This is a genomic window from Kitasatospora sp. NPDC005751, from assembly GCF_040630835.1.
Taxonomy (GTDB): domain Bacteria; phylum Actinomycetota; class Actinomycetes; order Streptomycetales; family Streptomycetaceae; genus Kitasatospora.
Genome location: NZ_JBEXYC010000002.1, coordinates 45339 through 68356, shown reverse-complemented (window position 1 = coordinate 68356; position 23018 = coordinate 45339). Strand labels below are relative to the sequence as shown.

General features: G+C 72.9%; 19 protein-coding genes, 1 pseudogene and 1 riboswitch. Of the genes and pseudogenes, 10 read left to right on the top strand and 10 right to left on the bottom strand.

Annotation, left to right across the window (positions count from 1 at the left end; translation table 11 throughout):
• Positions 1-192: 192 nt before the first annotated feature.
• The gene (locus ABZ497_RS03040) at positions 193-1491 is read left to right on the top strand and encodes a glycosyltransferase 87 family protein (RefSeq protein ID WP_359803063.1); all 1299 of its coding nucleotides are present in this window, start codon (positions 193-195) and stop codon (positions 1489-1491) included.
• Positions 1492-1588: 97 nt separating this feature from the next.
• Here ABZ497_RS03040 and ABZ497_RS03035 read toward each other — a convergent pair.
• From ABZ497_RS03035 to ABZ497_RS03025, 3 genes and pseudogenes are all read right to left on the bottom strand, one after another.
• A pseudogene (locus ABZ497_RS03035) lies at positions 1589-2044 on the bottom strand (type II toxin-antitoxin system VapC family toxin); the annotation flags it as partial.
• Positions 2034-2303: a type II toxin-antitoxin system prevent-host-death family antitoxin gene (locus ABZ497_RS03030; RefSeq protein WP_359803061.1), complete on the bottom strand. Its 270-nt coding sequence runs from the start codon at positions 2301-2303 to the stop codon at positions 2034-2036. The pseudogene ABZ497_RS03035 and the gene ABZ497_RS03030, both read right to left, overlap by 11 nt.
• A 93-nt stretch (positions 2304-2396) precedes the next feature.
• Positions 2397-3122 carry a TetR/AcrR family transcriptional regulator C-terminal domain-containing protein gene (locus tag ABZ497_RS03025; protein WP_359803059.1) on the bottom strand — a complete coding sequence of 242 codons (726 nt, stop codon included), beginning with the start codon at positions 3120-3122 and terminating at the stop codon, positions 2397-2399.
• Positions 3123-3258: 136 nt separating this feature from the next.
• On the opposite strand from ABZ497_RS03025, the gene ABZ497_RS03020 reads away from it, so the two are divergent.
• Positions 3259-4758, top strand: coding sequence for an MFS transporter (locus ABZ497_RS03020; protein ID WP_359803057.1), 1500 nt, complete (start codon positions 3259-3261; stop codon positions 4756-4758).
• Positions 4759-4837: 79 nt separating this feature from the next.
• Here the strand turns inward: ABZ497_RS03020 and ABZ497_RS03015 are convergent, their stop codons facing one another.
• The gene (locus tag ABZ497_RS03015) at positions 4838-6148 is read right to left on the bottom strand and encodes a helix-turn-helix domain-containing protein (RefSeq protein ID WP_359803055.1); all 1311 of its coding nucleotides are present in this window, start codon (positions 6146-6148) and stop codon (positions 4838-4840) included.
• An 802-nt stretch (positions 6149-6950) separates the two neighbouring features.
• Here ABZ497_RS03015 and ABZ497_RS03010 point away from each other — a divergent pair.
• Positions 6951-7682, top strand: coding sequence for a trypsin-like serine protease (locus ABZ497_RS03010; protein ID WP_359803053.1), 732 nt, complete (start codon positions 6951-6953; stop codon positions 7680-7682).
• Between the two features lie 57 nt (positions 7683-7739).
• Here ABZ497_RS03010 and ABZ497_RS03005 read toward each other — a convergent pair whose 3' ends face one another.
• Positions 7740-8147, bottom strand: coding sequence for a DUF3291 domain-containing protein (locus ABZ497_RS03005; protein WP_359803051.1), 408 nt, complete (start codon positions 8145-8147; stop codon positions 7740-7742).
• Positions 8148-8232: 85 nt separating this feature from the next.
• Here ABZ497_RS03005 and ABZ497_RS03000 point away from each other — a divergent pair, with 85 nt between their 5' ends.
• The gene (locus ABZ497_RS03000; protein WP_359803049.1) at positions 8233-8853 is read left to right on the top strand and encodes a MerR family transcriptional regulator; all 621 of its coding nucleotides are present in this window, start codon (positions 8233-8235) and stop codon (positions 8851-8853) included.
• Positions 8854-9068: 215 nt separating this feature from the next.
• On the opposite strand, the gene ABZ497_RS02995 is transcribed toward ABZ497_RS03000, so the two are convergent.
• Positions 9069-10346 carry an MFS transporter gene (locus ABZ497_RS02995; RefSeq protein WP_359803047.1) on the bottom strand — a complete coding sequence of 426 codons (1278 nt, stop codon included), beginning with the start codon at positions 10344-10346 and terminating at the stop codon, positions 9069-9071.
• A 230-nt stretch (positions 10347-10576) separates the two neighbouring features.
• Between ABZ497_RS02995 and ABZ497_RS02990 the strand changes: the two genes are divergently transcribed.
• From ABZ497_RS02990 to ABZ497_RS02980, 3 genes are all read left to right on the top strand, one after another.
• On the top strand, positions 10577-12508 hold the full coding sequence (locus tag ABZ497_RS02990) for a prolyl oligopeptidase family serine peptidase (protein WP_359803045.1): 1932 nt from the start codon (positions 10577-10579) through the stop codon (positions 12506-12508).
• Positions 12505-12675: a hypothetical protein gene (locus ABZ497_RS02985; protein ID WP_329489686.1), complete on the top strand. Its 171-nt coding sequence runs from the start codon at positions 12505-12507 to the stop codon at positions 12673-12675. Before ABZ497_RS02990 ends, ABZ497_RS02985 begins: the two co-directional genes overlap by 4 nt.
• A 96-nt stretch (positions 12676-12771) precedes the next feature.
• Positions 12772-14094: a cytochrome P450 gene (locus tag ABZ497_RS02980; protein WP_359803043.1), complete on the top strand. Its 1323-nt coding sequence runs from the start codon at positions 12772-12774 to the stop codon at positions 14092-14094.
• 248 nt (positions 14095-14342) lie between these two features.
• Here the strand turns inward: ABZ497_RS02980 and ABZ497_RS02975 are convergent, their stop codons facing one another.
• The 4 genes from ABZ497_RS02975 to gcvT all read right to left on the bottom strand — a co-directional run bounded on the left by ABZ497_RS02975 (position 14343) and on the right by gcvT (position 18898).
• Positions 14343-15710: an L-serine ammonia-lyase gene (locus ABZ497_RS02975; RefSeq protein ID WP_329489688.1), complete on the bottom strand. Its 1368-nt coding sequence runs from the start codon at positions 15708-15710 to the stop codon at positions 14343-14345.
• Between the two features lie 145 nt (positions 15711-15855).
• Positions 15856-17124, bottom strand: coding sequence for a serine hydroxymethyltransferase (gene glyA, locus ABZ497_RS02970; RefSeq protein WP_329489689.1), 1269 nt, complete (start codon positions 17122-17124; stop codon positions 15856-15858).
• 140 nt (positions 17125-17264) lie between these two features.
• Positions 17265-17642, bottom strand: a complete 378-nt coding sequence (gene gcvH / locus ABZ497_RS02965) for a glycine cleavage system protein GcvH (protein ID WP_329489690.1) — start codon at positions 17640-17642, stop codon at positions 17265-17267.
• 134 nt (positions 17643-17776) lie between these two features.
• A complete protein-coding gene (gcvT, locus tag ABZ497_RS02960) occupies positions 17777-18898 on the bottom strand; it encodes a glycine cleavage system aminomethyltransferase GcvT (RefSeq protein ID WP_359803040.1) in 1122 nt (373 codons plus the stop codon).
• A gap of 229 nt (positions 18899-19127) precedes the next feature.
• Positions 19128-19234, bottom strand: a riboswitch (glycine riboswitch).
• Between the two features lie 264 nt (positions 19235-19498).
• On the opposite strand from gcvT, the gene ABZ497_RS02955 reads away from it, so the two are divergent.
• The 3 genes from ABZ497_RS02955 (at position 19499) to ABZ497_RS02945 (ending at position 23018) form a co-directional block, all read left to right on the top strand.
• Positions 19499-20281: an enhanced serine sensitivity protein SseB C-terminal domain-containing protein gene (locus ABZ497_RS02955; RefSeq protein ID WP_359803038.1), complete on the top strand. Its 783-nt coding sequence runs from the start codon at positions 19499-19501 to the stop codon at positions 20279-20281.
• Between the two features lie 146 nt (positions 20282-20427).
• Positions 20428-21369 (top strand): enhanced serine sensitivity protein SseB C-terminal domain-containing protein, encoded by a 942-nt coding sequence (locus tag ABZ497_RS02950; protein ID WP_352289527.1) that lies wholly within the window; start codon positions 20428-20430, stop codon positions 21367-21369.
• Between the two features lie 659 nt (positions 21370-22028).
• A complete protein-coding gene (locus ABZ497_RS02945) occupies positions 22029-23018 on the top strand; it encodes an ABC transporter permease (protein ID WP_352289530.1) in 990 nt (329 codons plus the stop codon).

The following is a 23018-nucleotide window of genomic DNA, read 5'->3' as shown; positions in this document are numbered from 1 at the left end:
AAAGTCGACCGGTCCGACTTCCTGCTCCGGCCCCTTCCGGGACTCCCGCCACTACCCTCACTTCGGCCACTTCAGCGCTGCGACCTGCCCTGGTTCGTGCCCTGATAGCCCTTCGCTCAGCGCACTTGTGTCTGTATATATGATTTTCGGTGCACGGCTTCGGGGGCGCCGTGGCCAACCGAACGGAGTGCGATGTCCGACATCACCACCGAGGAGTCGCGCCGTGACGGCGTCGATCCGATCGTCCTGGCGCTGGCCGCGGCAGCCGCGGTGCTGGCCGCGCTGACCGTCAGGATCCTCCTGCTGGACAGTGAGTCGTCGGACTACTACTACTTCCTCGGTCCGTGGTACCGGTACATCGCCGAGAACGGCGGCTTCAACGCGCTCAGCCATGCGGACTTCTCGGACTACAACGTCCCGTACCTCTACCTCATGGCCGCGCTCACCTACCTCCCGGTGACGGCGCTCGCCGGGATCAAGTGGGTCTCGATCCTCTTCGACCTCGCCCTGGCGTCCTACGTGTTCCGCATCGTGGAGCTGCGGTGGCCACAGCGGCCGTGGCGCGCCCTCGGTGCCGCGGTGGTCGTGCTCTTCCTGCCCACGGTCGTCACCAACAGCGGCTGGTGGGGCCAGGCCGACGCGATCTTCACGACCTTCCTGGTGGGCGGCGTCTACCACCTGCTCCGGGACCGGCCCACCTGGGCGTGCGCGTTCTTCGGGATCGCGCTCGCGTTCAAGCTCCAGGCCGTCTTCCTGTTCCCCGCCCTGCTGGTGCTCGTCCTGGCGAACCGGATCCCCTGGCGGAGCCTGTTCGCCGCCGTGGCCGCGTACGTGGCCCTCGACATCCCCGCCTTCCTGCTCGGCGCGGACCCGTGGCAGCTGCTGACCGTCTACACCCGGCAGCCGGACACGTACAAGGACCTCACGCTCTACGCGCCGTCGGTGTACCAGTTCGTCTCCGTCCCGCAGGACGCCCAGGACACCGCGCGGGGCATCGGCGTCGTGGTCGCCGGCGTGGTGGTCCTGGCGCTGGTGGGGCTCGCGGTGCGGGCCCTGCGGCAGGCCGGCGCCGCCGCGGCCGGCCAGGCGGGGCGGCGGGTGCTCACGGACACCCGGATCCTGCTGCTGGCCACCGCCTCCGCGATCGCGGTGCCCTTCCTGCTGCCGTCGATGCACGAGCGCTACTTCTACATAGCCGACGTGCTCAGCGTGATCGTGGCCTTCCAACTGCCCCGGCAGCTCTGGTACCTGCCGGTGCTGGTGCAGCTGTCCTCGTTCGGCAGCTACCTCAAGTTCATCAACCGCGACGTGGACCCGTACCTGTCGATGCCGGCCCACGGCGTCCTGATGCTGTTCGCCCTGATCGCCGTCCTCCGGGTCACGGTCGCCGACCTCCGCCACCGGCCCACCGTCTCGCTGCCGCACCAGGCCGACGGGGGCGAGGCCCCGCCGACCCCGGCGCCGATCCCCCGGGCGACCCCGGCCACCTGACCACCCGCCCCGTAGTCGGTCGAGCTTCTCGAACGCCGCCAGGGCATTCCTGGCGGCTGAAGGCCCTCGGCCAGTGGCTCAGGTGACGGTCCGCCCAGCGGTCGTGCAGCACCTGCGGTCTGGTGACCGGGACGACGGTCAGTAGCCCGTCGAGGCCCTGGAAGTCGTCGGGATTCGTCGTGAACAGAGGAAGGCCCTCGGCAATGGCGATGGCGGCGATCATCAGATCCGCCACGCGTCGGCGAGGCTTGCGGCCGCTGCTGATGACGGCAGCGCAGACGCGGCCGTGGATGCGGGCCGCCTCCGTGTCGAACGGACTGGGGTCGAACTCGTTCTCCGCACGTTGGAGCACGTCGAGTCGTCGGGCACGTTCGGCGTGCTCGTCGTAGTCGTTCTGCTCCTCGTTCCTGCGGACCTCATGCGGTCCCGAAGAGAGCTCGGCCAGCGTGATCGCCGTGATGGCCATCTCTGCGGGTAGCTCGTCCGGGTCCACCCACTTGTGCAGGATCATGATGTCGGTGTCCAGGATGCCTTGTGGGATGTCACCGGCCATAGGGGTCATCCGTCCGCTGGTCGGCCAAGGCGTCCTGGTCGGCGCGGAAGGAATCCAGGGAGATGTCCGGGGCGCTGCGTGACATGGCGGTGAACTCGCTCCGTGGGACGAATCGTCGCCGCCTTCGTAGCGGGATCAGCTCGCCGATCCGGTGCCCGTCAGGTGTCACCGTGAAGGGGTGGCCTGCCTGAACGGCGTCCATGATCTCCTTCGACCGACTTCGCAGATCTCTTTGAGTGATCTCGGGCTGCACTGACATGAGTTCAGTGCATTCCCGCTGCGCCACCGTGTGCTGCCGCGTGCCACGGGACTCGGAACGCCCTTGGCGCAGGCGGCCCGCCGCCGCCGGCGGTCAGCGCGGGCCGGGGAGCCGTAGGGCCAGGCCGTCGAGGATGACGTTCAGGCCGTAGGTGAACTTCTCGTTGCGCAGGGCCACCGGGTCGACGCCGATCGCCGCCGCGTACGCGGCGGAGAGGTGCTCGGTGTCGGCCGCCGCCTCCTGGGCGGCGGGGATCAGCCCCTCGATGAACTCGGCCTCGGTCTGGCCGGAGCGGGCCACCGTGGTCAGCCAGGCCGTCTCCGTCGTGCTCATCCCGATCACGTAGGTGATCACGGTCTCGATCGCGCGCTCCGGCTCGGGGAACCCGGCGGTGACGAACAGGGCGGCGACGCGCTCGGAGTAGGCCTTCAGGTTGGGGCCGAGGTAGGCGAGCCCCGCCTGGCCGAGGACCGAGGCGAGCCACGGGTGCCGCAGCGCGGTCGCGCGGAAGGACTCGGCGGCCTCGGCGACGGCCTCCCGCCAGTCGGGGCTGTCGGCGGGCGGGACGGTGCTCTCGCCGAAGACCTCGTCCACCGCGAGCTCCATCAGCTCGTCCTTGGTGGCCACGTGCCGGTAGAGGGACGTCGCGCCCGCGTTCAGACGGGCGCCGAGTTTGCGCATGCTGAGCGCGTCGATGCCGTCGGCGTCCAGCACGGCGATCGCCTCCCGGACGATGGCGGCCCGGTTGAGCGCCGGCTGCTCCGCCTCCCGCTGCTGCCGTGCCCAGACGGACGGGGCCGGGTTCGCCTTGGTGGCCATGAGGTTCTCCTCTTCACATCTTCCTGCGTACGCCGTGCGCATCCAGCGTACAGGTGCAGTGGTTGCGCACACTGTTCCGTTCTGCGTACAGTGTGCGCAGCGAAGGAACAGTGTGCGCAACTCGGAGGGACAACCCATGGAAACCCGCAACCCACGTCGTTGGTGGATCCTCGTCGTGCTCTGCCTCAGCACGCTGGTCCTGGTGATCGACGGCATGGCGCTCACGGTGGCGGTGCCGTCGATGACGGAGTCCATCGGGGCGAGCGCCCAGGACACCCAGTGGATCCTCGACTCCTACATCCTGGTCTTCGCCGGGCTGCTGCTCACCTCGGGCAGCCTCGGGGACCGGTTCGGCCGCCGCAAGGTGATGATCATCGGCCTGCTGCTGTTCGGCGCCGCCTCACTGGCCGCGACCTACTGCACCAGCCCTGGCGAGGTCATCGCGGCCCGCGTCGCGATGGGTGTCGGCGGTGCGCTGATCATGCCGTCCACCCTCTCCATCCTGATCACCGTCTTCGACGAGGACGAGCGCAGCAAGGCGATGGCGGCCTGGGGCTCGGTGTCGATGCTCGGCCTGGTCGGCAGTCCGGTGCTCGGCGGCGTCCTGATCGACCACTTCTCCTGGCACTCGATCTTCTTCATCAACGTCCCGGTCGTCGTCCTCGCCGTCGTCGCCGCCCTGACCCTCATGCCGGAGTCGAAGGGCCCCTGGCAGAAGGCCGACCCGCTGGGCGCGGTGCTCTCCGCCGTCGGCATGACCGCCATGATCTGGTGGATCATCGAGATCCCGCAGCACGGTGCCTTCGACGGCCGCTCCGCCGTCACCCTGATCGTCGCCGTCGTCGCCCTCGGCGGGTTCGTGGTCTGGGAGAACGTCACCTCCGAGCCGATGGTCCCGCTCGCCCTGTTCAAGCACCGCAACTTCAGCGGCGGCTCGCTCTCGCTGACCCTCGTCCAGATCGGCAACGGCGGTCTGCTGCTCGTCCTCACCCAGTACCTGCAGTTCGTGCTCGGGTACTCCCCGGTCAAGGCGGGCCTCGCCTTCGTGCCGCTGGCCGTGGCCGCGCTGATCGGCAACGGCGCCGGTGCCGGGCTCGCCGCGAAGATCGGCAACCGCCTGCTCGTCCTGGTCGGCATGCTGCTCATGGCCGCCGCCTTCGGCCTCCTGAGCACGGTCTCCGCCGACGCCGGGTTCACCCTCCCGGCCGTCGCCCTCGGCCTGCTCGGCCTCGGCGCCGGGCTGGCGATGCCGGCCGCCATCGGCGCCCTGATGGGCACCATCCCCGCCGAGAAGGCGGGCGTCGGCTCCGCCCTGAACGACACCATCCAGCAGGCCGGCAGCGCGCTCGGCATCGCCATCCTCGGCTCCCTGCTCTCCAGTCGGTTCGCCCGGGAGATGCCCGCCGACAGCTCCGCGCAGGCCAAGCGCTCGATCGGCGACGCCCTGGCCGCCGCCGGCGGGGACGCCGGACTGGTCCACTCCGCCCGGGAGGCCTTCACCTCCTCGATGTCGACCACCTTCACGATCAGCGCGGTCGGCGTCCTCGCCGCGGCCCTGCTCGCCACCCTGGTCATGCGGGACAGGAAGGCCGCGCCGGCCGACGCCCAGGCGGAGGAGGCCACGCTGGCCGCCTGACGCCCCGCCCGTCCGCCGGGAAGGCCGCCCACCCGCTCCGGGTGGCCGGCCTTCCCGACGCGTGGGCGCGGCCCGGGGGTCAGTCCTCGGTCGAGGTGGGGGTCCAGCCCACGCGGTCGTCCTGGTAGAAGTAGCCCGGTGCGCCCTTCAGGCCCATGGTGCGGAAGGGCTTGTCGTTGGCGTCCTTGACGGTCTGGGTGCCGTGGCTGCTGCCGCTGCTCCACTCCAGCTCCAGGTACCAGCTGACGTCCTGCCCGGCGGTCCCGGCCTCGACGTTCAGCACCTGGGGGTCGGTGGCCGAGACCCGGTAGGGGAAGTCCGAGACGGTCTTGGCCTTCACCTCGCCCTCCTGGGCGGGGACGGCCACCGGCCGGGGGGCCGCCGCGTCGAGGTCGACCGAGAAGGCCGCCGGGGTGATGCTGCCGCCGCAGCCGGAGCCCATCATGTACGCGTTCCACTTCGGGGCCGGGCGGGTGCTGACCACGTGCACGTAGAGGGCGTGCAGGACGACCGGGACGGCGGAGTCGCCCTGCGCCGTCACCTGCAGCCGCAGGTGCCCGGCGGGGACGGCCTCCTGGGCGGCCGCCCAGGAGGCCGTCCGCTTGGGGCTCGGGGGCGCGGGCACCGAGCGCGGCGCCTTGGCGGTCAGGAACCACTGGCCGCAGGGGCTGCCCCAGTTGTCGGTCAGGACGGTGACCTGGAACGGGGCCGGGGTGGCCGCGCCCGTCGCGGCGGGGGCCGCGGCAGGGGTCGCGTCGGACGCCGGAGCGGACGCCTGCCCGGCGACCGGGGCCGGGGCCGCCGGGGTGGAGGGGGCGTCGGCGGCGGTCGGGGACGGGGGAGCCGCCGACGGGGTGCCGCCGTGCCCGCTCGGGACGAGGAGCGGGATCGCGGCGGCGACGAGGGCCACGGCCGCCGCGCTCAGCAGGATCCGCGGGTACGGGAGCCTGCGGCGCCGGGTCTCGCCGTCGGCGGGGTCGCCCTGGGGGCTGCGCGCGGAGTGCAGGGCGTCGACGGGCGGCAGCGTCGCCTCCTGGGCGGTCGCCGGAAGCGGGGCGTCGGGGGCTTCAGGGGCCACGGTGACCACAGGGGTCGGCTGCGGCTCGGCGGGCTCCGGCCGGACCGGTTCGCGGGCGGGCTCACGGCGCCGGGTCGCGTCCGCCAGGATCCAGCGGCGGTGCAGTTCGACGAGCTCGTCCGCGCCCGCCCCGCAGACCCGGGCGAACCGCTCCACCGGCGCGTACTCGTTGGGGACGGCGGCGCCGTTGCAGTAGCGGTGCAGCGTGGACGTGCTGACGTGCAGCCGGGTGGCGAGCGTGCCGTAGCTGCGGCCCGAACGGTCCTTCAGCTCCCTCAGCATCGACGCGAACTCGTCGGTCTCCACGCTCATCCGGCGCCCCCCTCGTTCCGGTCCGGCGTTCCAGGCGGCACCGAATCCGCAGATCACGGTACCTGTCGCCGTTCCAGCGTCCCGAACTCCCCGGGGGGTCTGGCGGCCGGGACGCCTTCCGGGCCACTGTGCGGTGCGGCGGCGGTCCGTCCTTCGGCCGAGGGGGTCCGCCCGTACCGACCGAGTCCTCAGCGGAGAAGAGCAGCCACGTGTCCGTCCACCTCCACCGAATCCTGATCACCTGCGCGCTGCTCCTGCTCGGGGCGGGCGCCCTCCGGGTGCTGCTCCGGCGGCCGGGCCCGCGCCGGGCCGGTGCGGACGGGGGCCGCCCGTTGGCCGATCGGCCGGCGCCGGGCGGTGGCGCCCGGCGCTGCTCCGGTCGGGTGGCGCGGACCGGGGGCAACTGCCGCGGCCCGGTCCGTCCGGTGCCCCGCCGCTGCCGGCTCACCGGGCCGGGGGCCGTGCGGCACTGACGGGCCGCCCGTCGGCCGGGGTGTCAACGCGGTGGCTCCCCGCGCCACTTTCGGGTCCGGGCGCCGTGCCGGCCGCCCCCGTCAGGGCTTCTGCCCGCCCACCCGCCGCCGGTGCCCGGACCGCGGGCCCGGGATCCGCGGTGGGAGCCGATCGTGGGTACCGGAACCGCGAGCGCCGGTGCCCTTTCGACCCTCTGCCCCTTCGCCCCTTCGCCGTGACCACCTTCGCCCCTTCGCCGTGACCACCTTCGTCCCGACGACCTCCGCCCTGAGCGATCCGCCCGAGAGAGATGCGAGCCCGCCCGATGCGCAAGCCGTACCGACGCCCGTTGACCGTCCTGCTGGCCTCCGCCGCCCTGGTGGCCGTCGCCGCCACCCCGGCCGCCGCCGTCCACGGGGGCACCGACACCACCACCGCCGCCAACCCGTTCGTCGTGGCCCTGGAGACGGCCGGCGGCGAGCAGTGGTGCACGGGTGCCCTGATCGCCCCCACCAAGGTGCTCACCGCCGGCCACTGCGTGGCCGAGGCCGACGACCCGACCACGCTGCGGGTGATCGCCGGCCGGACCGACCTGACCGGCCACGGCGGGCAGGTGCGGCGGGTACGGAGCGCCGCGGTCGACCCCCGGTACACCTCCGCCCTGGACCACGACTCGGCCGTCCTCACCCTGGACCGGCCGCTGAACGCGCGGACCGTCCGGGTCGCGACGAACCGGGACGAGGCGCTGTACCGGTACGGCCGCACGGCGACCGTCTACGGCTTCGGCCGGACGGGCGACGGCGGCCCGGGCACCCACCTGAAGAAGGCCGCGCTCACGCTCTCGCCGCTGTCCGGCTGCGAGCCCTACACCGGCCCCGGCGACTCCCCGCGGCTGAAGGTCTGCGGCAGCCCCCGGCCCGGGACGGCCGACAGCATCTGCAAGGGCGACTCCGGCGGGCCGCTCGTGGTCGACGGCGTGGTGATCGGCATCGTCTCGACGGGCAACAAGTACTGCGACACCCAGTACCCCGTCTCGGTCTTCACCCGCGCCACCGACGTACCGGCGCAGCTCCTCCGCTAGCTCCGGCCGCTCCGGTCGCGCCCCCTTCGGCTGCCCCCCCTTAGGCTGCCCCGCGGGTCAGCCGGCCGGTCGGGTGACCTGCTGCTCGGCCAGCCGGCGGTGGGCCTCGGGCCAGCCGACGGGGAGCTGCTCGACCGGGGCCTGCCAGTAGGTGAACACGGACTCCCGCATGGTCGAGCGCAGGCCGGTCATGATCGAGCGGTGCGGCTCGGCGCGGGCGAAGTCCTGGAGTGCCTGCTGGCTCTCCCAGGCCGACAGCGTGTAGAAGGTCCGCTTGGTCGGGCGGGCGATCAGCGAGGCGCCGAGCGCGCCGGGCGCGGACTGGATCTGGCGCCAGACGGCGTACGACTTCAGGAGGAAGCGCGGGACGTCGCCGAGCGAGTGGACCTCGAACCGGGAGGCCATCACGACGGCCTGCGTGCCGGGAGTGGCCGGGTGCGGGGTGATCCAGGGAATCGTGGGCATGGCTGACGCGCCTCCGTTATTGGGTAGTGGCACTATCTATGTTAGACAGTAGAGGTATCCAATAGCTAGGGGAAAGCGGAGCACCGTGCGCATCTCGGAGTTGAGCCGTCGCAGCGAGGTCCCGATCGCGACGATCAAGTACTACCTGCGCGAGGGCCTGCTGCCGCCCGGCCGCTCCACCTCCGCGACCCAGGCCGAGTACGACGAGACCCATCTGCGCAGGCTGCGGCTGGTCCGGGCGCTGATCGGGGTGCGGGGGCTCAGTGTGAGCGCCACCAAGGAGGTGCTGGGCGCGATCGCCGCGCACGGCGGCGAGCAGCACCAGGTGCTCGGCCTGGCGCTCGGCGCCCGGCCGGCCGACGAGGACGCGGCCCGGCCGGCCACCGCCCCGGGCGCGGCGGAGGTCGACGCGCTGATCGCGGAGCTGGGCTGGGAGGTCTCGCCGTACGCGCCGGCCCGGGCAGTGCTGGGGGAGACCCTGGAGACCCTCCGCTCGCTCGGCGAACCCGTCGACCGGCACACCCTGCTCCCCTACGCGGAACTCGCCGCGCGCACCGCCGTCCTCGACCTCGACCAGCTCCGGACCAGCGACGACCCCCTCGAACAGGCCGAACGCGCCCTGCTCCTGACCGTCCTGCTGGAGCCCGCCCTGCTCGCCCTGCGCCGGCTGGCCCAGGAGAACGAGTCCGCCCGCCGAAACGCCTGAGCCGATCAGGTCGCGGGCGAGGCAGGGGGACGGGCGTTCGAGCGTAGGCGGAGGCGAGCTTGTCGCTGGTCGTCACCAGCGGCCGCCGGATCCGCCGCATCGAGCTGCGCGAGGCCACCGCGGCGGGCTCGGACGCGGAGCACCGCGAGGAGGACTTCCGGTGAACTCCGCCACCGCGTGACCCTCGTCCACCGCGGTCCTCTCGGAAGGCCAGGTCAGTCCGGGGCCCCGGTGGCCCGGAGGCGGCGCAGGGCCAGGATCAGATTGCCGCTGCCGAACGTCGCGAGCGCGGCGACGCCCCACAGGGTCGCCGCCACACCGGCCCGGTCCAGCACGGCGCCCGCGGCCAGGAAGCCCAGCGGCCCGGCCAGGGCGCTGATCGTGACCACGGCCTGCAACACCTTGGGCCCGAAGCCGTCCGGCAGCCGGGCGGAGAGCAGTCCCATCAGCGGCGCGTTCGCCAGGGGCGCGGCGGCCGCTGACAGGCCGACGGCGACGACGAGCACGCCGGCCGACACGGGCACCAGGAGCGTCCACAGGGGCAGCGCGACGCAGACCAGGGCCGTACAGGCGAGTCGTACGGGGGCGACCCGTGCCGCCAGCACATAGGCCGCCACCGAGCCCACCAGGCCGCCGGCGCCATGGGCGGCGACCAGCAGGCCGCCGACCCTGGCGTCCCCGTCGAACCGGGCGAACGCCAGCACCGGCATGGTGATCATCAGGGTTCGCAGCATCAGCCCGAACACCACGGTGGACAGCATCGCCCGGCTCAGGAACCAGTCGCCGCACAGGTGCCGCACCCCCGCCCACAGGCCTTGGGGCCCGGCGGCGGACCCTCCGGCCCCGCCGCCCCCTGCCGGGACGCGGCGCAGCAGCAGCAACCCGGAGAAGGCGAACGAGGCCGCGTCCAGCCACACCACCGATGTGGTCCCCACCAGCGGGATCAGCGCGCCCGCGAGCGCCGGTCCGGCGAACGCCGAGCCGTTCTGCACACCTGCCAGCGCGCTGTTCGCGCGGGCCAGAGAGCGGGCGTGCGGGCTCAGCAGTTCCATCGCCAGCACCCGCTGTGCCGCGTGGTACGGAACGGCCAGCGCCCCGAGCGCCGTGACGATCGCCACGATGACGGCCAGATTGAGCGCGCCCAGGGTCTGCAGCAGCGGGATCAGCGCCACCACCGGAGCGCGGGCGAGATCGGAGACGACCATGGTCCGGCGGGCGCCCAGGCGCTGGATGACCTCTCCGCCCGCGAAGCCGAGCAGCGCCATGGGCAGCACCTGGGCCGCGAAGACCAGGCCCGCCCTGGTGGCCGAGCCGGTGCTCTCCAGCACCAGCCAGGGCAGCGCGAGCATGGTCATCTGGGTGCCCAGCGCCGTCACCGCGCCCGCGACATAGACCGCCGTCAGCGCACGGCTCGGCCTGCCACCCGCTGTGCCGTTCGGCGCTCCGCCGGGTGGGACGGGGGCTGCGTCGGGCCGGGTCGCCGCGATCGTCATCGGGTCGCCCCTCTCTCCTCGGTGGGTCCGGGCCATGTGGTCGCCCAGCACCCTGTCGCCCGCCCACCGTCCGGTGCCAGGGAAGGACCGGCAGCAGCCCACTGTCGGTGCCGCTGCGCCTTCTTCCCTGCCACGCAGCCCGCCCGAGCGGCAGTGTGATGGCCGTCGGAGCCCACCACAGCCAAGGCCACCGGCGGCGGAAGCGGACACCGACGAAGGGAGGGACGGCGATGAGCGGCGGTATCGGAACGGCGGTGCACGTCCCGTCCTTCGCCGCCCGCGACGGACGGCGAGCGGTCGAGACCCGGTATGTGGACGGTCTCCCGCAGATCGTGGCCTGGGACCTGACGACGAATCAGCGCCGCCAGGCGACCACCGCACCGCTGGGGGTGGAGACCGCCGCCATCGAGCCGGACGGCCACGGCCTGTGGTGGTTCGACGCCGCTCCCGGCGGTCAAGGCCGCTGGCTGCGCGGGCCGTTCGAGGGTGGGCACCCGCGCCCGGCGCTCGACGGCGTACCCGCCGGGCGGATGCACGGCCTGGCCTTCGACCCCCGCGGCGGCCTCGCCGCCGTCGGCGTCGGGGTCGCGGACCGCTCGCGGCACTACCTCGGCCGACCGGGCGAGCGCGCCCGCCTGGTGGCCGAGGAGCCCGGCTATGCGGCAGTGGTGGGCCTGGCCCCCGGCGGCGGACTGCTGGCCACCGCGGGGTGCCCGGACGGACCGGCCGCGGTCCGGCTGTGGTCACCGGCCTCCGGCGTTCTCGTGGACGCCATCCCCGGCGCAGCGGGGGACGGCGACGGCGGCGCGGTGTGGGCGCTGGGCTTCCGCCCGGACCTCATCACCGCACGACCGGAACTGCTGCTCGTCCTCGAACGCGCGGGCCGCTACACCCTGGCCTTCTGGCGGCAGGGCGAGGGGATCCGTACGCACGGTCCCGGCTCCGCCCTCGACTTCGATACGGAGATCACCGCCTGCTGGTACGGGCCCGGCCGCACGGCGCTGGTCCAGCAGGACCGGGCGGGACGCAGCCGCCTGCTCCGCGCCGACCTCGACCGCGGGACGACGACGGTGCTTCCCACGCCCGAGGGCACGATCATCGACTTCTCCTGCGCACCCGACGGCACGGTCCACTGCCTGTGGAGCCGCGACGGCGAACCGCCCCGGCCACTGATCTGCCACCCGGAGAGCCCGGAAAGCGCGGAGCACCCGGAACCCCCGGAACGTTCCGGCCGCTCCGGCCACGCCGGCCGCTCCACGACGGCGTCACGCGGCACGGCGCCCGGCGGACCGACCGGATCCAGGCGCCGCGAGCTCTGGACACGCCGGCCGTACGGGCAGATCCACAGCTTCGTGGCCACCCCGCCAGGCCGCGGGGCGGGCCGCCGCCCCTGGCCGACGGTCTTCCTCGTCCACGGCGGACCCCACACCCACGACCGGGACGCCTACGACGCCCGGACCGAGGCCCTGGTCCGGGCCGGATTCGCCGTGGTGCGCACCAACTACCGCGGCTCGACGGGCTACGGCCCCCGCTGGCGGGACGACTTCGGCCACCGGGTCGGCCTCGCCCAGCTCGAAGACCTCGCCGCGGTGCGCGGCCACCTCATCGACGCGGGAGTCTCGGAGCCGGGCCGTACCGGCCTGTGCGGCTACTCCTGGGGCGGCTATCTGACGCTGCTGGCGATGGGCGTCCAGCCCCGGCTGTGGGACGTCGGGCTGGCCGTCGCCCCGGTGGCCGACTACACGGCGGCGTACCGGGCGACGACGCCGGCGCTGCGGGAGGTCGACGACCGCCTCTTCGGCGGCACCCCCGAGCAGGTGCCGCACCGCTATCGCGCGGCCTGCCCGATGACCTATGTGGGCCGCGTACGCGGCCCGCTCTTCCTCGCCGCCTCGGCGGACGACGAGAAGTGCCCTCCGGAACAGATCGAGCGCTATCTCGCCGCGCTGCGGCGCCGCGACGTCCCGCATCGCGTCCGGTGGCTCGGCGGCGGACACGACGTGGGCCGTGACCCAGCCGGACACGCCGCCGCCTGGGCCGCCATGGTGCGCTACGCCGACGACACGCTGCGCGCCTCCCCCAGAACCGCCGACCGCCGCGACATCGGGCGGACCGGCTCGCACCACCCCGTCCACCACACCGAAGAAAGGCCAACCCCATGAAGCGTCACGGACTGCGCGTCGACCCCATCAGCGCCACCGAGCGGGAGCGCGGGATCATCATTCCGCCGGACCACCAGCTCACCCTGGACAAGGCGGTCCCGGTCCGGCCGAACGGCCAGGCGCGGACCTGCACCACCACCCGCACGGAGAAGAACGCGGAGAAGTAGTCGCCTCTGCAGCGAGCCCCAGCAGCGCCGCAGCGGGGTGCCGTGCCCGGCACCCCGCCGCGGCGCCGGCCGTGCCGGTGAGGACAGGAGAACATCATGACCACAGCTACGGCAGCGACGGCAGCACCCCGGACGAACGGTCCCCGGCCGGAGAAGCACCGGCCGGACAAGCACCGGCCGGACAAGCCCGAGACGACGGAACCGCGCCAGAACCCGCCGACGTTCCTCAGTGACCCGTACCCGACCCTGGCCAGGATGCGGCAATCGGCCCCGGTCTCCGTGCTGCACAGCGACGGCGGCCTGCGACTGTGGATCATCCCGCGCTACGACGACGTCCGGGCCGCGCTCTTCGACCCCCGCTTCGCGCAGGACGTGCGGCGCGCCCAGGCCCTGGCCGACAGCCGGGTCGAGGGCGTCAACCTGGGCACCGAGATCACCCATATGCTCAGCAGCGATCCGCCCGACCACACCCGCCTCCGCCGCGTGGTCCAGGCGGCGTTCAGCCGCAAGCGCGTCGAGGCGATGCGGCCGATGGTCGAGCGCATCACCCTCGAACTCCTCGACGGGCTGGACGCGGCAGCCGCGCGCCACACGACCCGCACCACCACCGCCACGGTGGACCTGGTACGTGACTTCGCCTTCCCGCTGCCGATCCTCGTCGTCTGCGAACTGCTCGGCTTCCCGCCCGAGGACCGCGACCTCTACCGGAAGTGGTCGACCGCCATCGTCACCCAGGAGGGCGACCACGCCGCGTTCCAACAAGCCGTCCAGGAGATGGGCTCGTACGTCCTGGCCATCGCCGACCGGCGTATCCGCCGCAATGACCGTCCCGCCGATCTGCTCACCGAGCTGCTGGAAGCCCGCGAACGCGGAGAGCTGACGGACGACGAGATCGTGGGCATGGTCGCCCTGCTGCTGATCGGCGGCCATGAGACCACCGTGAACCTGCTGGGCACCTCCTGCCTCGCGCTGCTGCGCGATCCCGGCCAGGCCGCCTGGCTGCGCGCCGATCTCACCCGGATGCCCAGGGCCGTCGAGGAGTTCCTGCGCTACGACTCCCCCATCTGCATGGCCACCACCCGCTTCACCACCGAGCCGGTGGACGTCGGCGGGGTGGAGATCCCGCAGGACGAGTTCGTGCTGCTGTCCCTCGGCGCGGCCAACCGCGACCCGGCGCGCTTCCAGGACCCCGACCGCCTCATCCTCGACCGCCGGGACGCCGGCCATCTCGCCTTCGGCGGTGGCATCCACCGCTGCCTCGGGGCCCTGCTCGGCAAGCTGGAGACCGAGATCGCGCTCACCGCGCTCCTCGCCCGCTTCCCCGGAACGACCCTGGCCTGCCAGGAGCGCGACCTGCGCTGGCGCAACACGATGATGCTGCGCGGCTTGGAGGCGCTGCCCCTCACCCTGCGCCGCTGACCCCCCCCGACCCGGTGCGCGGAAGGAGGCCTACCGGGGGAAGCGGGAGGCCGCAGAACGCCAGGCGCCGGCTCCGTCCGCCGCGAGACCGGAAATCCCTGGTCGGCATGGTGCGGACCAGGGATTCGCCAGGGAGTCCTCAGGGAGGTTCAGAGCTGTCCGAGGGGCCTTTCAGGCACTTCGGGCTGTGTGCGCAGAGAGAGGCCTGGCAGCTCTGACGGAGAAACCATGCAGGTCAGCACACTTGCCTAGCACTCGATGACGTTGACGGCGAGGCCGCCGCGCGAGGTCTCCTTGTACTTGATCTTCATGTCGGCGCCGGTCTCCTTCATGGTCTTGATCGCCTTGTCGAGGGAGACGTGGTGGCGGCCGTCGCCGCGCAGGGCCATCCGGGCGGCGGTGACGGCCTTGACCGAGGCCATGCCGTTGCGCTCGATGCAGGGGATCTGGACCAGGCCGCCGACCGGGTCGCAGGTGAGGCCCAGGTTGTGCTCGATGCCGATCTCGGCGGCGTTCTCGACCTGCTCGGGGGAACCGCCGAGGACCTCGGCGAGGCCGCCGGCCGCCATCGAGCAGGCGGAGCCGACCTCGCCCTGGCAGCCGACCTCGGCGCCGGAGATCGAGGCGTTCTCCTTGAAGAGCATGCCGATCGCACCGGCGGCGAGCAGGAAGCGGACGATGCCGTCCTCGTCCGCGCCCGGGATGAAGTTCAGGTAGTAGTGCAGCACGGCGGGGATGATCCCGGCCGCGCCGTTGGTGGGCGCGGTGACGACCCGGCGGCCGGAGGCGTTCTCCTCGTTGACGGCCATCGCGTAGAGGGTCACCCACTCCATGGCGTTGGCCGGCCCGATGCCCTCGGCGCGCAGGGCGCGGGCGCCCGAGGCGGCGCGGCGGCGCACCTTGAGGCCGCCGGGGAGGATGCCCTCGCGGGACATCCCGGCCCGCACGCACTCCTGCATGACGCGCCAGATCTCCAGCAGCCCGGCCCGGATCTCCTCCTCGCTGCGCCAGGCCTTCTCGTTCTCCAGCATCAGGCCGGAGATGGACAGGCCGGTCTCGCGGCTGAGGCGGAGCAGCTCGTCGCCGGTGCGGAAGGGGTACTTCAGCACGGTGTCGTCCGGCTTCACGCGGTCCGCGCCCAGCGCGTCCTCGTCGACGACGAAGCCGCCGCCGACCGAGTAGTAGGTCTTCTCCAGCAGCAGGCCGCCGTCGGCGTCGAAGGCCCAGAGGGTCATCCCGTTGGCGTGGTACGGCAGCGAGCGGCGCCGGTGCAGGATCAGCTGGGTGCCCGGGTCGAAGTCGATCGGGTGGGCGCCGAGCAGGTCGAGCCGCTTCTCGGCGGTGATCCGCTCGACGTCCCGGTCGGCCTGGTCGACGTCGACCGTGCGGGGGGAGTTGCCCTCCAGGCCCAGCAGGACGGCCTTCGGGGTGCCGTGGCCGTGGCCGGTGGCGCCCAGCGAGCCGAAGAGCTCGGCGCGGACGCTCGCCACCCCGGTCAGCAGGTCCTCGGACTTCAGGCGGCGGGCGAACATCCGGGCGGCGCGCATCGGGCCGACGGTGTGGGAACTCGACGGGCCGATGCCGATGGAGAAGAGGTCGAAGACGCTGATGGCCACGGAGGACGTCCTTGTCTGGTCTCGTGGAAGGACTTGCAGGCGGGGTGCTGACACGGAACGGGGCACCGCGCGCACTGTCCAGTGTGCGCGGTGCCCCGGAATCCCAGGTGACCAGGCGAGGTGAGCCCGGTCACCCGTGTCCGAACTACAGGTTCGGGTAGAGCGGGTACTTCTCGGCGAGGGCGGTGACCCGGGCCTTCAGTGCGGTGGCGACGGTCTCGTCGAAGGCGGGCTTCAGCGCCTCGGCGATGATGTCGGCGACCTCGCGGAAGTCCTCGGCCTGGAAGCCGCGGGTGGCCAGGGCCGGGGTGCCGATCCGCAGGCCGGAGGTGACCATCGGCGGGCGCGGGTCGTTCGGGATGGCGTTGCGGTTGACCGTGATGCCGACCTCGTGCAGCCGGTCCTCGGCCTGCTGGCCGTCGAGCTGGCTGTTGCGCAGGTCGACCAGGACCAGGTGGACGTCGGTGCCGCCGGACAGCACCGAGGCGCCGGCCTCGGCGACGTCGGCCTGCAGCAGGCGCTCGGCCAGGATCCGGGCGCCGTCCAGGGTGCGCTGCTGGCGCTCCTTGAACTCCTCGGAGGCGGCGACCTTGAAGGCGACGGCCTTGCCGGCGATCACGTGCTCCAGCGGGCCGCCCTGCTGGCCGGGGAAGACCGCGGAGTTGATCTTCTTGGCCCACTCGGCCTTGGAGAGGATGACGCCGCCGCGCGGGCCGCCCAGGGTCTTGTGCGTGGTGGTGGTGACCACGTCCGCGTACGGCACCGGGTTGGGGTGCAGGCCCGCGGCGACCAGACCGGCGAAGTGCGCCATGTCGACCATCAGCAGGGCGCCGACCTCGTCGGCGATCCGGCGGAACGCGGCGAAGTCCAGCTGACGGGGGTAGGCGGACCAGCCGGCGATGATCAGCTTCGGCTGGTGCTCCTTGGCGAGGCGCTCGACCTCGGCCATGTCGACCTGGCCGGTCTTGTCGTCCACGTGGTACGCGGCGACGTTGTAGAGCTTGCCGGAGAAGTTGATCTTCATGCCGTGGGTCAGGTGACCGCCGTGGGCCAGGCTCAGACCCAGGATGGTGTCGCCCGGCTGGATCAGCGCGAACATCGCGGCGGCGTTGGCCTGCGCGCCGGAGTGCGGCTGGACGTTGGCGTGCTCGGCGCCGAACAGGGCCTTGATCCGGTCGATCGCGATCTGCTCGACCACGTCGACGTGCTCGCAGCCACCGTAGTAGCGGCGGCCCGGGTAGCCCTCGGCGTACTTGTTGGTCAGCACCGAGCCCTGGGCCTCCATGACCGCCACCGGGGCGAAGTTCTCGGAGGCGATCATTTCCAGGGTGGTCTGCTGGCGGTGCAGCTCGGCGTCGACCGCGGCGGCGATCTCCGGGTCGAGCGAGTGCAGGGACTGGTTGAGAACCGTCATGGTGTGGTCTTCCCAGGGAGGAGAGAAGGAGGTGCCGCGCCTGGCACGCCCCACGGAAGGGTGGCGGCGGGCGACCGGAGGGCGGAGGAGGCCCGGTGGCCGGGGCGGCCGCCGCACTGCGGCCACCCCGAACGGCCGGCTCAGGCCGGGTTGGTCAGGGCGTTGTACTCGTCGGCGCTGAGCAGCTCGTCGGTCGACTCGACGCGCACCTTGAACAGCCAGCCACCCTCGAACGGGGCGCTGTTGACCAGGGAGTTGTCGTCCAGGACGTCCTGGTTGACCTCGGTGATCTCGCCGGTGACCGGCGAGTACAGGTCGCTGACCGACTTGGTGGACTCCAGCTCGCCACAGGTCTCACCGGCGGTCACGGTCTCGCCGACCTCGGGCAGCTGCACGTAGACGATGTCACCGAGCGCGTCGGCGGCGTGGGCGGTGATGCCGACCGTGGAGACACCGTCCTCGACGGCGGTCAGCCACTCGTGCTCCTTGGTGTACTGCAGGTGCTGGGGGTTGCTCATGGCGTCATTCTCCAGGATGGGAAGCGGGTACGACGAAGCGGGCCGCCGGACGGACGGCTTCGACGTGGATCTTCGGGGTGGTCAGGCCCGGGCGGGCGCGCTCGTGAGGCCTCGGCGGGCGCGCCCGAGGGGCGTCAGCGGGCGCGCTTGTAGAACGGCAGCGCCACGACCTGCACCGGCTCGTGCTTGCCGCGCACGTCCACCGCGACGGTGGCGCCCGGGGCGGCGTGCGCCGCGTCCACATAGGCGATCGCGATCGGCTTGCCCAGCGTGGGGGAGGGCGCGCCCGAGGTGATCCGGCCGATCGGCGCGCCGTCGGCGGTCACCACGGTGTACTCGGCGCGCGGCACGCGCTTGCCCTCGGAGACCAGGCCGACCAGCACCCGCGGCGGGTTGGCCTCGGCCGCGGCGGCGGCCTGCTCCAGGGCCTTGCGGCCGACGAACGCGCCCTCGTTGGTGGTCTTGTCGAAGCGGACCACCCGGCCGAGGCCGGCGTCGAAGGGGGTCAGGTCGGTGGAGAGCTCGTGCCCGTAGAGCGGCATGCCGGCCTCCAGGCGCAGCGTGTCGCGGCAGGAGAGGCCGCAGGGGACGAGGCCGCGGCCGGTGCCGGCCTCGGTCAGCGCCGTCCAGATGTGCGCGGCGTCGCCCGGGTTGCAGAAGATCTCGAAGCCGTCCTCGCCGGTGTAACCGGTGCGGGCGAGCAGCACGTCGCGGCCGGCCACCTGGGCCGGGAGGATCGCGTAGTACTTCAGGCCGGGCAGGTCGGCCTCGGTGGTGTCGGCCAGGATCGCGGTGGACTCCGGGCCCTGGACGGCGATCAGCGAGTAGGTGTCGCGGTCGTCGGTGACGACGGCGTCGTAGCCCTTCGCGCGGGCGATCAGCTCGTCCAGCACCAGCTGGGCGTTGGAGGCGTTGGCGACGACCAGGAAGGCGTCCTCGCGCAGGCGGTAGACGATCAGGTCGTCCAGGATGCCGCCGTCCTCGGCGCAGATCATGGTGTAGCGGGCCCGCAGCTCGCCGAGCGCGGAGACGAAGCCGACCAGCGCGTGGTCCAGCATCGCGCCGGCCTGCGGGCCGGTCACGGTGATCTCGCCCATGTGGGAGAGGTCGAACAGACCGGCCTTGGTGCGGACGGCGAGGTGCTCCTCGCGCTCGCTGCCGTAACGCAGCGGCATGTCCCAGCCGGCGAAGTCGGTCATGGTCGCGCCGAGGGCGCGGTGCAGCGCGTCGAGCGCGGTGAGGCGGAGGGACGACATGGCCTGGAACTCCTCGGTCTGGGCACTCAGGTGTGCGCACGCCGGACCGGACCCGCTCGGGGACCGAGCCTGCGCGCGGGCATGCGGCGGCTGGGTCTCCCCATCTGTCGTCGAACCTGAGAGCTTCACCGCACGCGGGCCCGCAGCGCTTCACAGCTAACAGGACAGCATGGCGGCTTGCACCGTGGGTGGGCGCGCGACAGGGCCGTGCGCCGCTTTCCAGATGTGCCTAACCCGTGCGGTAGGGGGGCCTGAGAGATTCCGGGGAGGACTTGCTCCTTCGGCGCCGGCTGTACCGCCTCTCGGGGGTACTCCGGACTCTCCCGCGCGGGTTCGAGCGGCCGGTATGGAGTTGAGGTTCTCGGCGGGGAACACCCGCAGACGCGGACATCATGGCACGTCCCGGCGGAAGACGGGAGAGGGGCCCCGGGCCCGGCCCCGCCCGGCGGGCCCGGCCCGCACCCGCCACCGGTAGCCCACCGGTACCGCCCCGGCCCCGTACCGACCGGTACCGGCGCGCACCGCGGCCCCGGCCGCGGGCCCGCTAGGCTGCTCGGCGTCGGCGGACAGAGGGCGGTACAGCGGCGGATGGGGTACCCGGTGGAGCAGCAGCAGGGGTGGGGCGGCCCGGAGGCGGCGCCGCCCGGCGGTGGATGGCCCGCGAACGAGCTGGAGCAGGTGCTCACGGCCGCGCTCGGCGATCCCGGCGCGACCCCCCGGGTGTTCGAGGTGCTCGCCCGCAGCCAGGTGTGGATCCCGCTGCCGGCCGGCGGCGACCCGCAGGGCCAGGCCCTGGACCTGCCGACCATCGAGCTGGCCGGCGACCCCTACGTCCCGGTCTTCTCCTCGCAGGAGGTGCTCCTCCAGCAGGCGCCCGGGATGGCCTTCGCGATCGCGCCGGTCTGGGAGTTCGCCCGCGGGCTGCCGCTGGGCGTGGGCATCGCGGTGAACCCGGAGGCGCCGGTGGGCATCCCGGTGCCGCCGCAGGGCGTCGCCGAGCTGCGGCGCGGGCCGCGCGAGGACCGCTGGGACGCCCCGGAGGCACCGACCGGCGGCCGGGTGGCGCTGCGCGAACCGGTGCCGGGCGAGGACCCGGAGGCCTTCCTGGCCGCCTGCCGGTACGAGCTCTCGGGCCTGCCCGGCGTCCTGACCGCCAGGCGGGCGCTGGCCAGCGTGGAGGGCGAGCCGACGGTGATGTTCGTCGGCGTCCAGCTCGATCCGGCGGCCCCGGCCGAACCGGCCGCCGTGAACGAGGCCCTGGGCCGTGCGCTGGGAACCGCGCCGCTGCCCGGCGGCGTCCACCTCGTACTGCTCGACCTCGCGGAGGACCCCGTGGTCGAGTGGCTGCTCAACCGGGTCCAGCCGTTCTACGCACGGATGTGACGCGTTCCTCCTCGCCCGGCACCGGGCCGGAGGCCACCGCCGGGCACGTCGGCGTGGCGGTGGCGGGTGGCGCCCCATAGGGTGCCTGCAGATGACCGCCGGGCCGGCGGCAGGTGAGAGAAGAAGAGGCGCAGCGAGGTGGGCGCATGAGTGCGGGAGCGGTAGCGGGCGGTGCACCGGGGCCCTGGGGCCAGGCACCCGCCGGGCGCCCCGGCGCGGATCCGAGAGCGCTGGAGCACGCCCTGCGCGAGGTCGCGCCGGAACGCTGGGAGGCGTACGAGGCACTGCTGCACGCGCTGGCCGCGGGGCAGGTCTGGATGCTGCTCTGGCACGGTACGCCGGGCAGTCCGGACGCCCAGTACGGGAACATGGAGATCAGCGGCCACGGCTACGCGCCGGCCGTCACCTCGCCCGAGCAGCTGGCGGCGTCCGGCTGGGCGCGGGCGCACGAGGTGATCTCGGGGCGCGAGATCGCCGCCTCGCTCTATCGCACCCGCTGGGGCCTCTGGCTGAACCCGCACGCCCCCGGCGGCGGCGTCGGGGTGCCCTGGGCGGACCTGCGCCGGATCGCGGCCGGCCTGGACCGGCTGCCGGCCGGGCCGCTGAAGCTGAGCGAACCGCAGGTGCAGGCCCAGCAGTTCTTCGCGCTGCTGGAGCGGCAGGCGGTCGAGGTGCGGGCGGTCAAGGCGTTGCGCCGGGCCTGGGTGCAGCCCTCCGTGGGCGAACCGTACCTGGCCATCGGACTTGAGCTGTACGAGAGTTCGCCGCCCACGGTGGAGGCCGTCCGGGCGCTGATGCAGCGCGCGATCGCGGTCGCGCCGGAGGGGCTCGCGGTCTCCACCGTCGCCATGGGGGACGAGTACGACCCGGTGGCGCTCTGGATGCGGGCCAACGCGCGGCCGTTCTACGACCGCGAGGCGGGCGGCCACGGCCGCTCGCAGGCCGCGCCGTACCCGCCGGTGCCGCCGCCGCCCTACGCCTCGCAGGCGGGCCCGGCGTACGGCTACGGCACCCAGGCGCCCGGCCCGGTGTGGCCGGGGCAGCAGCCGCCGCCGCAGCAGCCCTGGCCCGGCTACCCGGGGCGCTGACGCCCGCACGGTCGACGCGGCGTGCGCCGGGCGTTCCGCCGCCCGTGCCGGGGCTCCGGGCATTGCGGTGTCGGCAGCGCACGCCGGGCATTCCGGCGCCCGCACCCCAACTCCGGGCAGACCAGGTGTTCGTGTCCCAACTACGGGCACTTCGGACACCTGTCGCAAGCACGGATGTTCGGGTGTTCTCGGCGCGATAACGGGTAGTCCGGGTATATGCACCCAAAGCCCTCCACCAGGACCGACATGACGATCCGTCATGTCGGTCCTGGCATTTCCGGTCGGATTTCCGGCTGGTTCGGTGCAGCCCCTTGACATGCATGTAACAGCTGTGTGAAGAGGGATATGCCGAAGATCCAGAGGTGCATGCCGACAGATCACAGTTGGGCATCTCTCGGTTGTCAGGGCTGGCGCAAGCCAGTTCGGATGGCAGAGAGTTCTGCGCAACGCACCGCGCGTACTGGGTGCCCCACGAGGGTGAACGCGCTGGCGGACCGCTTGAGCCTCGCGACGCCCATCCCGCGCGGCCGCAGTACCCGAGCACGTCGCACCGCTGAACACCCGCACCTGAACCTCCGCACGTCCGCACCAGCCGTACCGCCGAACCGGCGACCGGCACCCGTGGGCCGGCCACCGTCGGCGAGGGGACCGAACTGACCATGACCGCACCCATCAAGACCGCCGGGAACACGCCGGAGGCAGCCGCCGCCGCGAGCCCGGCCACGAAGATCGAGGGCCGCTCGCTCGGCCGGATCGCCTGGACCCGTTTCAAACGGGACAAGGCCGCCGTCGCCGGCGCCGTCGTGGTGATCCTGCTCGTCCTGCTGGCCGTGCTGGCCAAGCCGATCGAGTCGATGTTCGGCCTGGACCCCGACGCCCTCAACCAGGACCTCCTGGACGCCAACCTCGGTGGTCTGCCGTTCGGCGACTGGGGCGGCATGAGCCTCGACCACCCGCTCGGCGTGGACCCGCTGCAGGGCCGTGACCTGCTCTCCCGCGTCATCGAGGGCTCCTGGGTCTCGCTGCTCGTCGCCTTCGGGGCGACGCTGCTCTCCAACACCCTCGGCACCGTGCTCGGCGTGATGGCCGGCTACTACGGCGGCTGGGTGGACGCCCTGATCAGCCGGGTGATGGACGTCTTCCTGGCGTTCCCGCTGCTGCTCTTCGCCATCGCGATCTCCGCCTCGCTCCAGGGCGGCGCGTTCGGCCTGCACGGCCTCCCGCTGCACATCGGCGTGCTGATCTTCGTGATCGGCTTCTTCAACTGGCCCTACATGGGCCGGATCGTGCGCGGCCAGACCCTCTCACTGCGTGAGCGCGAGTTCGTCTACGCGGCCCGCAGCCTGGGCGCCCGGGGGCCGTTCATCCTGTTCAAGGAGCTGCTGCCCAACCTGGTCGGTCCGATCCTGGTCTACTCGACCCTGCTGATCCCGACCAACATCCTCTTCGAGGCGGGCCTCAGCTTCCTCGGCGTCGGCATCCAGGCCCCGCAGGCCTCCTGGGGCGGGATGCTCAACGACGCGATCAAGTACTACCAGGTGGACCCCCAGTACATGGTGGTCCCCGGTATGGCGATCTTCCTCACGGTGCTCGCCTTCAACCTGCTCGGCGACGGGCTGCGTGACGCCCTCGATCCCAAGAGCAACTGA

Excerpts from the sequence above, each read along its gene's own strand:
- ABZ497_RS02980 (WP_359803043.1), top strand. The coding sequence starts at position 12,772 with ATGACCACAGCTACGGCAGCGACGGCAGCACCCCGGACGAACGGTCCC.
- ABZ497_RS02985 (WP_329489686.1), top strand. The coding sequence starts at position 12,505 with ATGAAGCGTCACGGACTGCGCGTCGACCCCATCAGCGCCACCGAGCGG.
- ABZ497_RS03015 (WP_359803055.1), bottom strand. The coding sequence starts at position 6,148 with ATGAGCGTGGAGACCGACGAGTTCGCGTCGATGCTGAGGGAGCTGAAG.
- ABZ497_RS03025 (WP_359803059.1), bottom strand. The coding sequence starts at position 3,122 with ATGGCCACCAAGGCGAACCCGGCCCCGTCCGTCTGGGCACGGCAGCAG.
- ABZ497_RS02990 (WP_359803045.1), top strand. The coding sequence starts at position 10,577 with ATGAGCGGCGGTATCGGAACGGCGGTGCACGTCCCGTCCTTCGCCGCC.
- ABZ497_RS03040 (WP_359803063.1), top strand. The coding sequence starts at position 193 with ATGTCCGACATCACCACCGAGGAGTCGCGCCGTGACGGCGTCGATCCG.
- ABZ497_RS03030 (WP_359803061.1), bottom strand. The coding sequence starts at position 2,303 with ATGTCAGTGCAGCCCGAGATCACTCAAAGAGATCTGCGAAGTCGGTCG.
- ABZ497_RS02995 (WP_359803047.1), bottom strand. The coding sequence starts at position 10,346 with ATGACGATCGCGGCGACCCGGCCCGACGCAGCCCCCGTCCCACCCGGC.
- gcvH (WP_329489690.1), bottom strand. The coding sequence starts at position 17,642 with ATGAGCAACCCCCAGCACCTGCAGTACACCAAGGAGCACGAGTGGCTG.
- ABZ497_RS02950 (WP_352289527.1), top strand. The coding sequence starts at position 20,428 with ATGAGTGCGGGAGCGGTAGCGGGCGGTGCACCGGGGCCCTGGGGCCAG.
- gcvT (WP_359803040.1), bottom strand. The coding sequence starts at position 18,898 with ATGTCGTCCCTCCGCCTCACCGCGCTCGACGCGCTGCACCGCGCCCTC.
- ABZ497_RS03020 (WP_359803057.1), top strand. The coding sequence starts at position 3,259 with ATGGAAACCCGCAACCCACGTCGTTGGTGGATCCTCGTCGTGCTCTGC.
- glyA (WP_329489689.1), bottom strand. The coding sequence starts at position 17,124 with ATGACGGTTCTCAACCAGTCCCTGCACTCGCTCGACCCGGAGATCGCC.
- ABZ497_RS02945 (WP_352289530.1), top strand. The coding sequence starts at position 22,029 with ATGACCGCACCCATCAAGACCGCCGGGAACACGCCGGAGGCAGCCGCC.
- ABZ497_RS03005 (WP_359803051.1), bottom strand. The coding sequence starts at position 8,147 with ATGCCCACGATTCCCTGGATCACCCCGCACCCGGCCACTCCCGGCACG.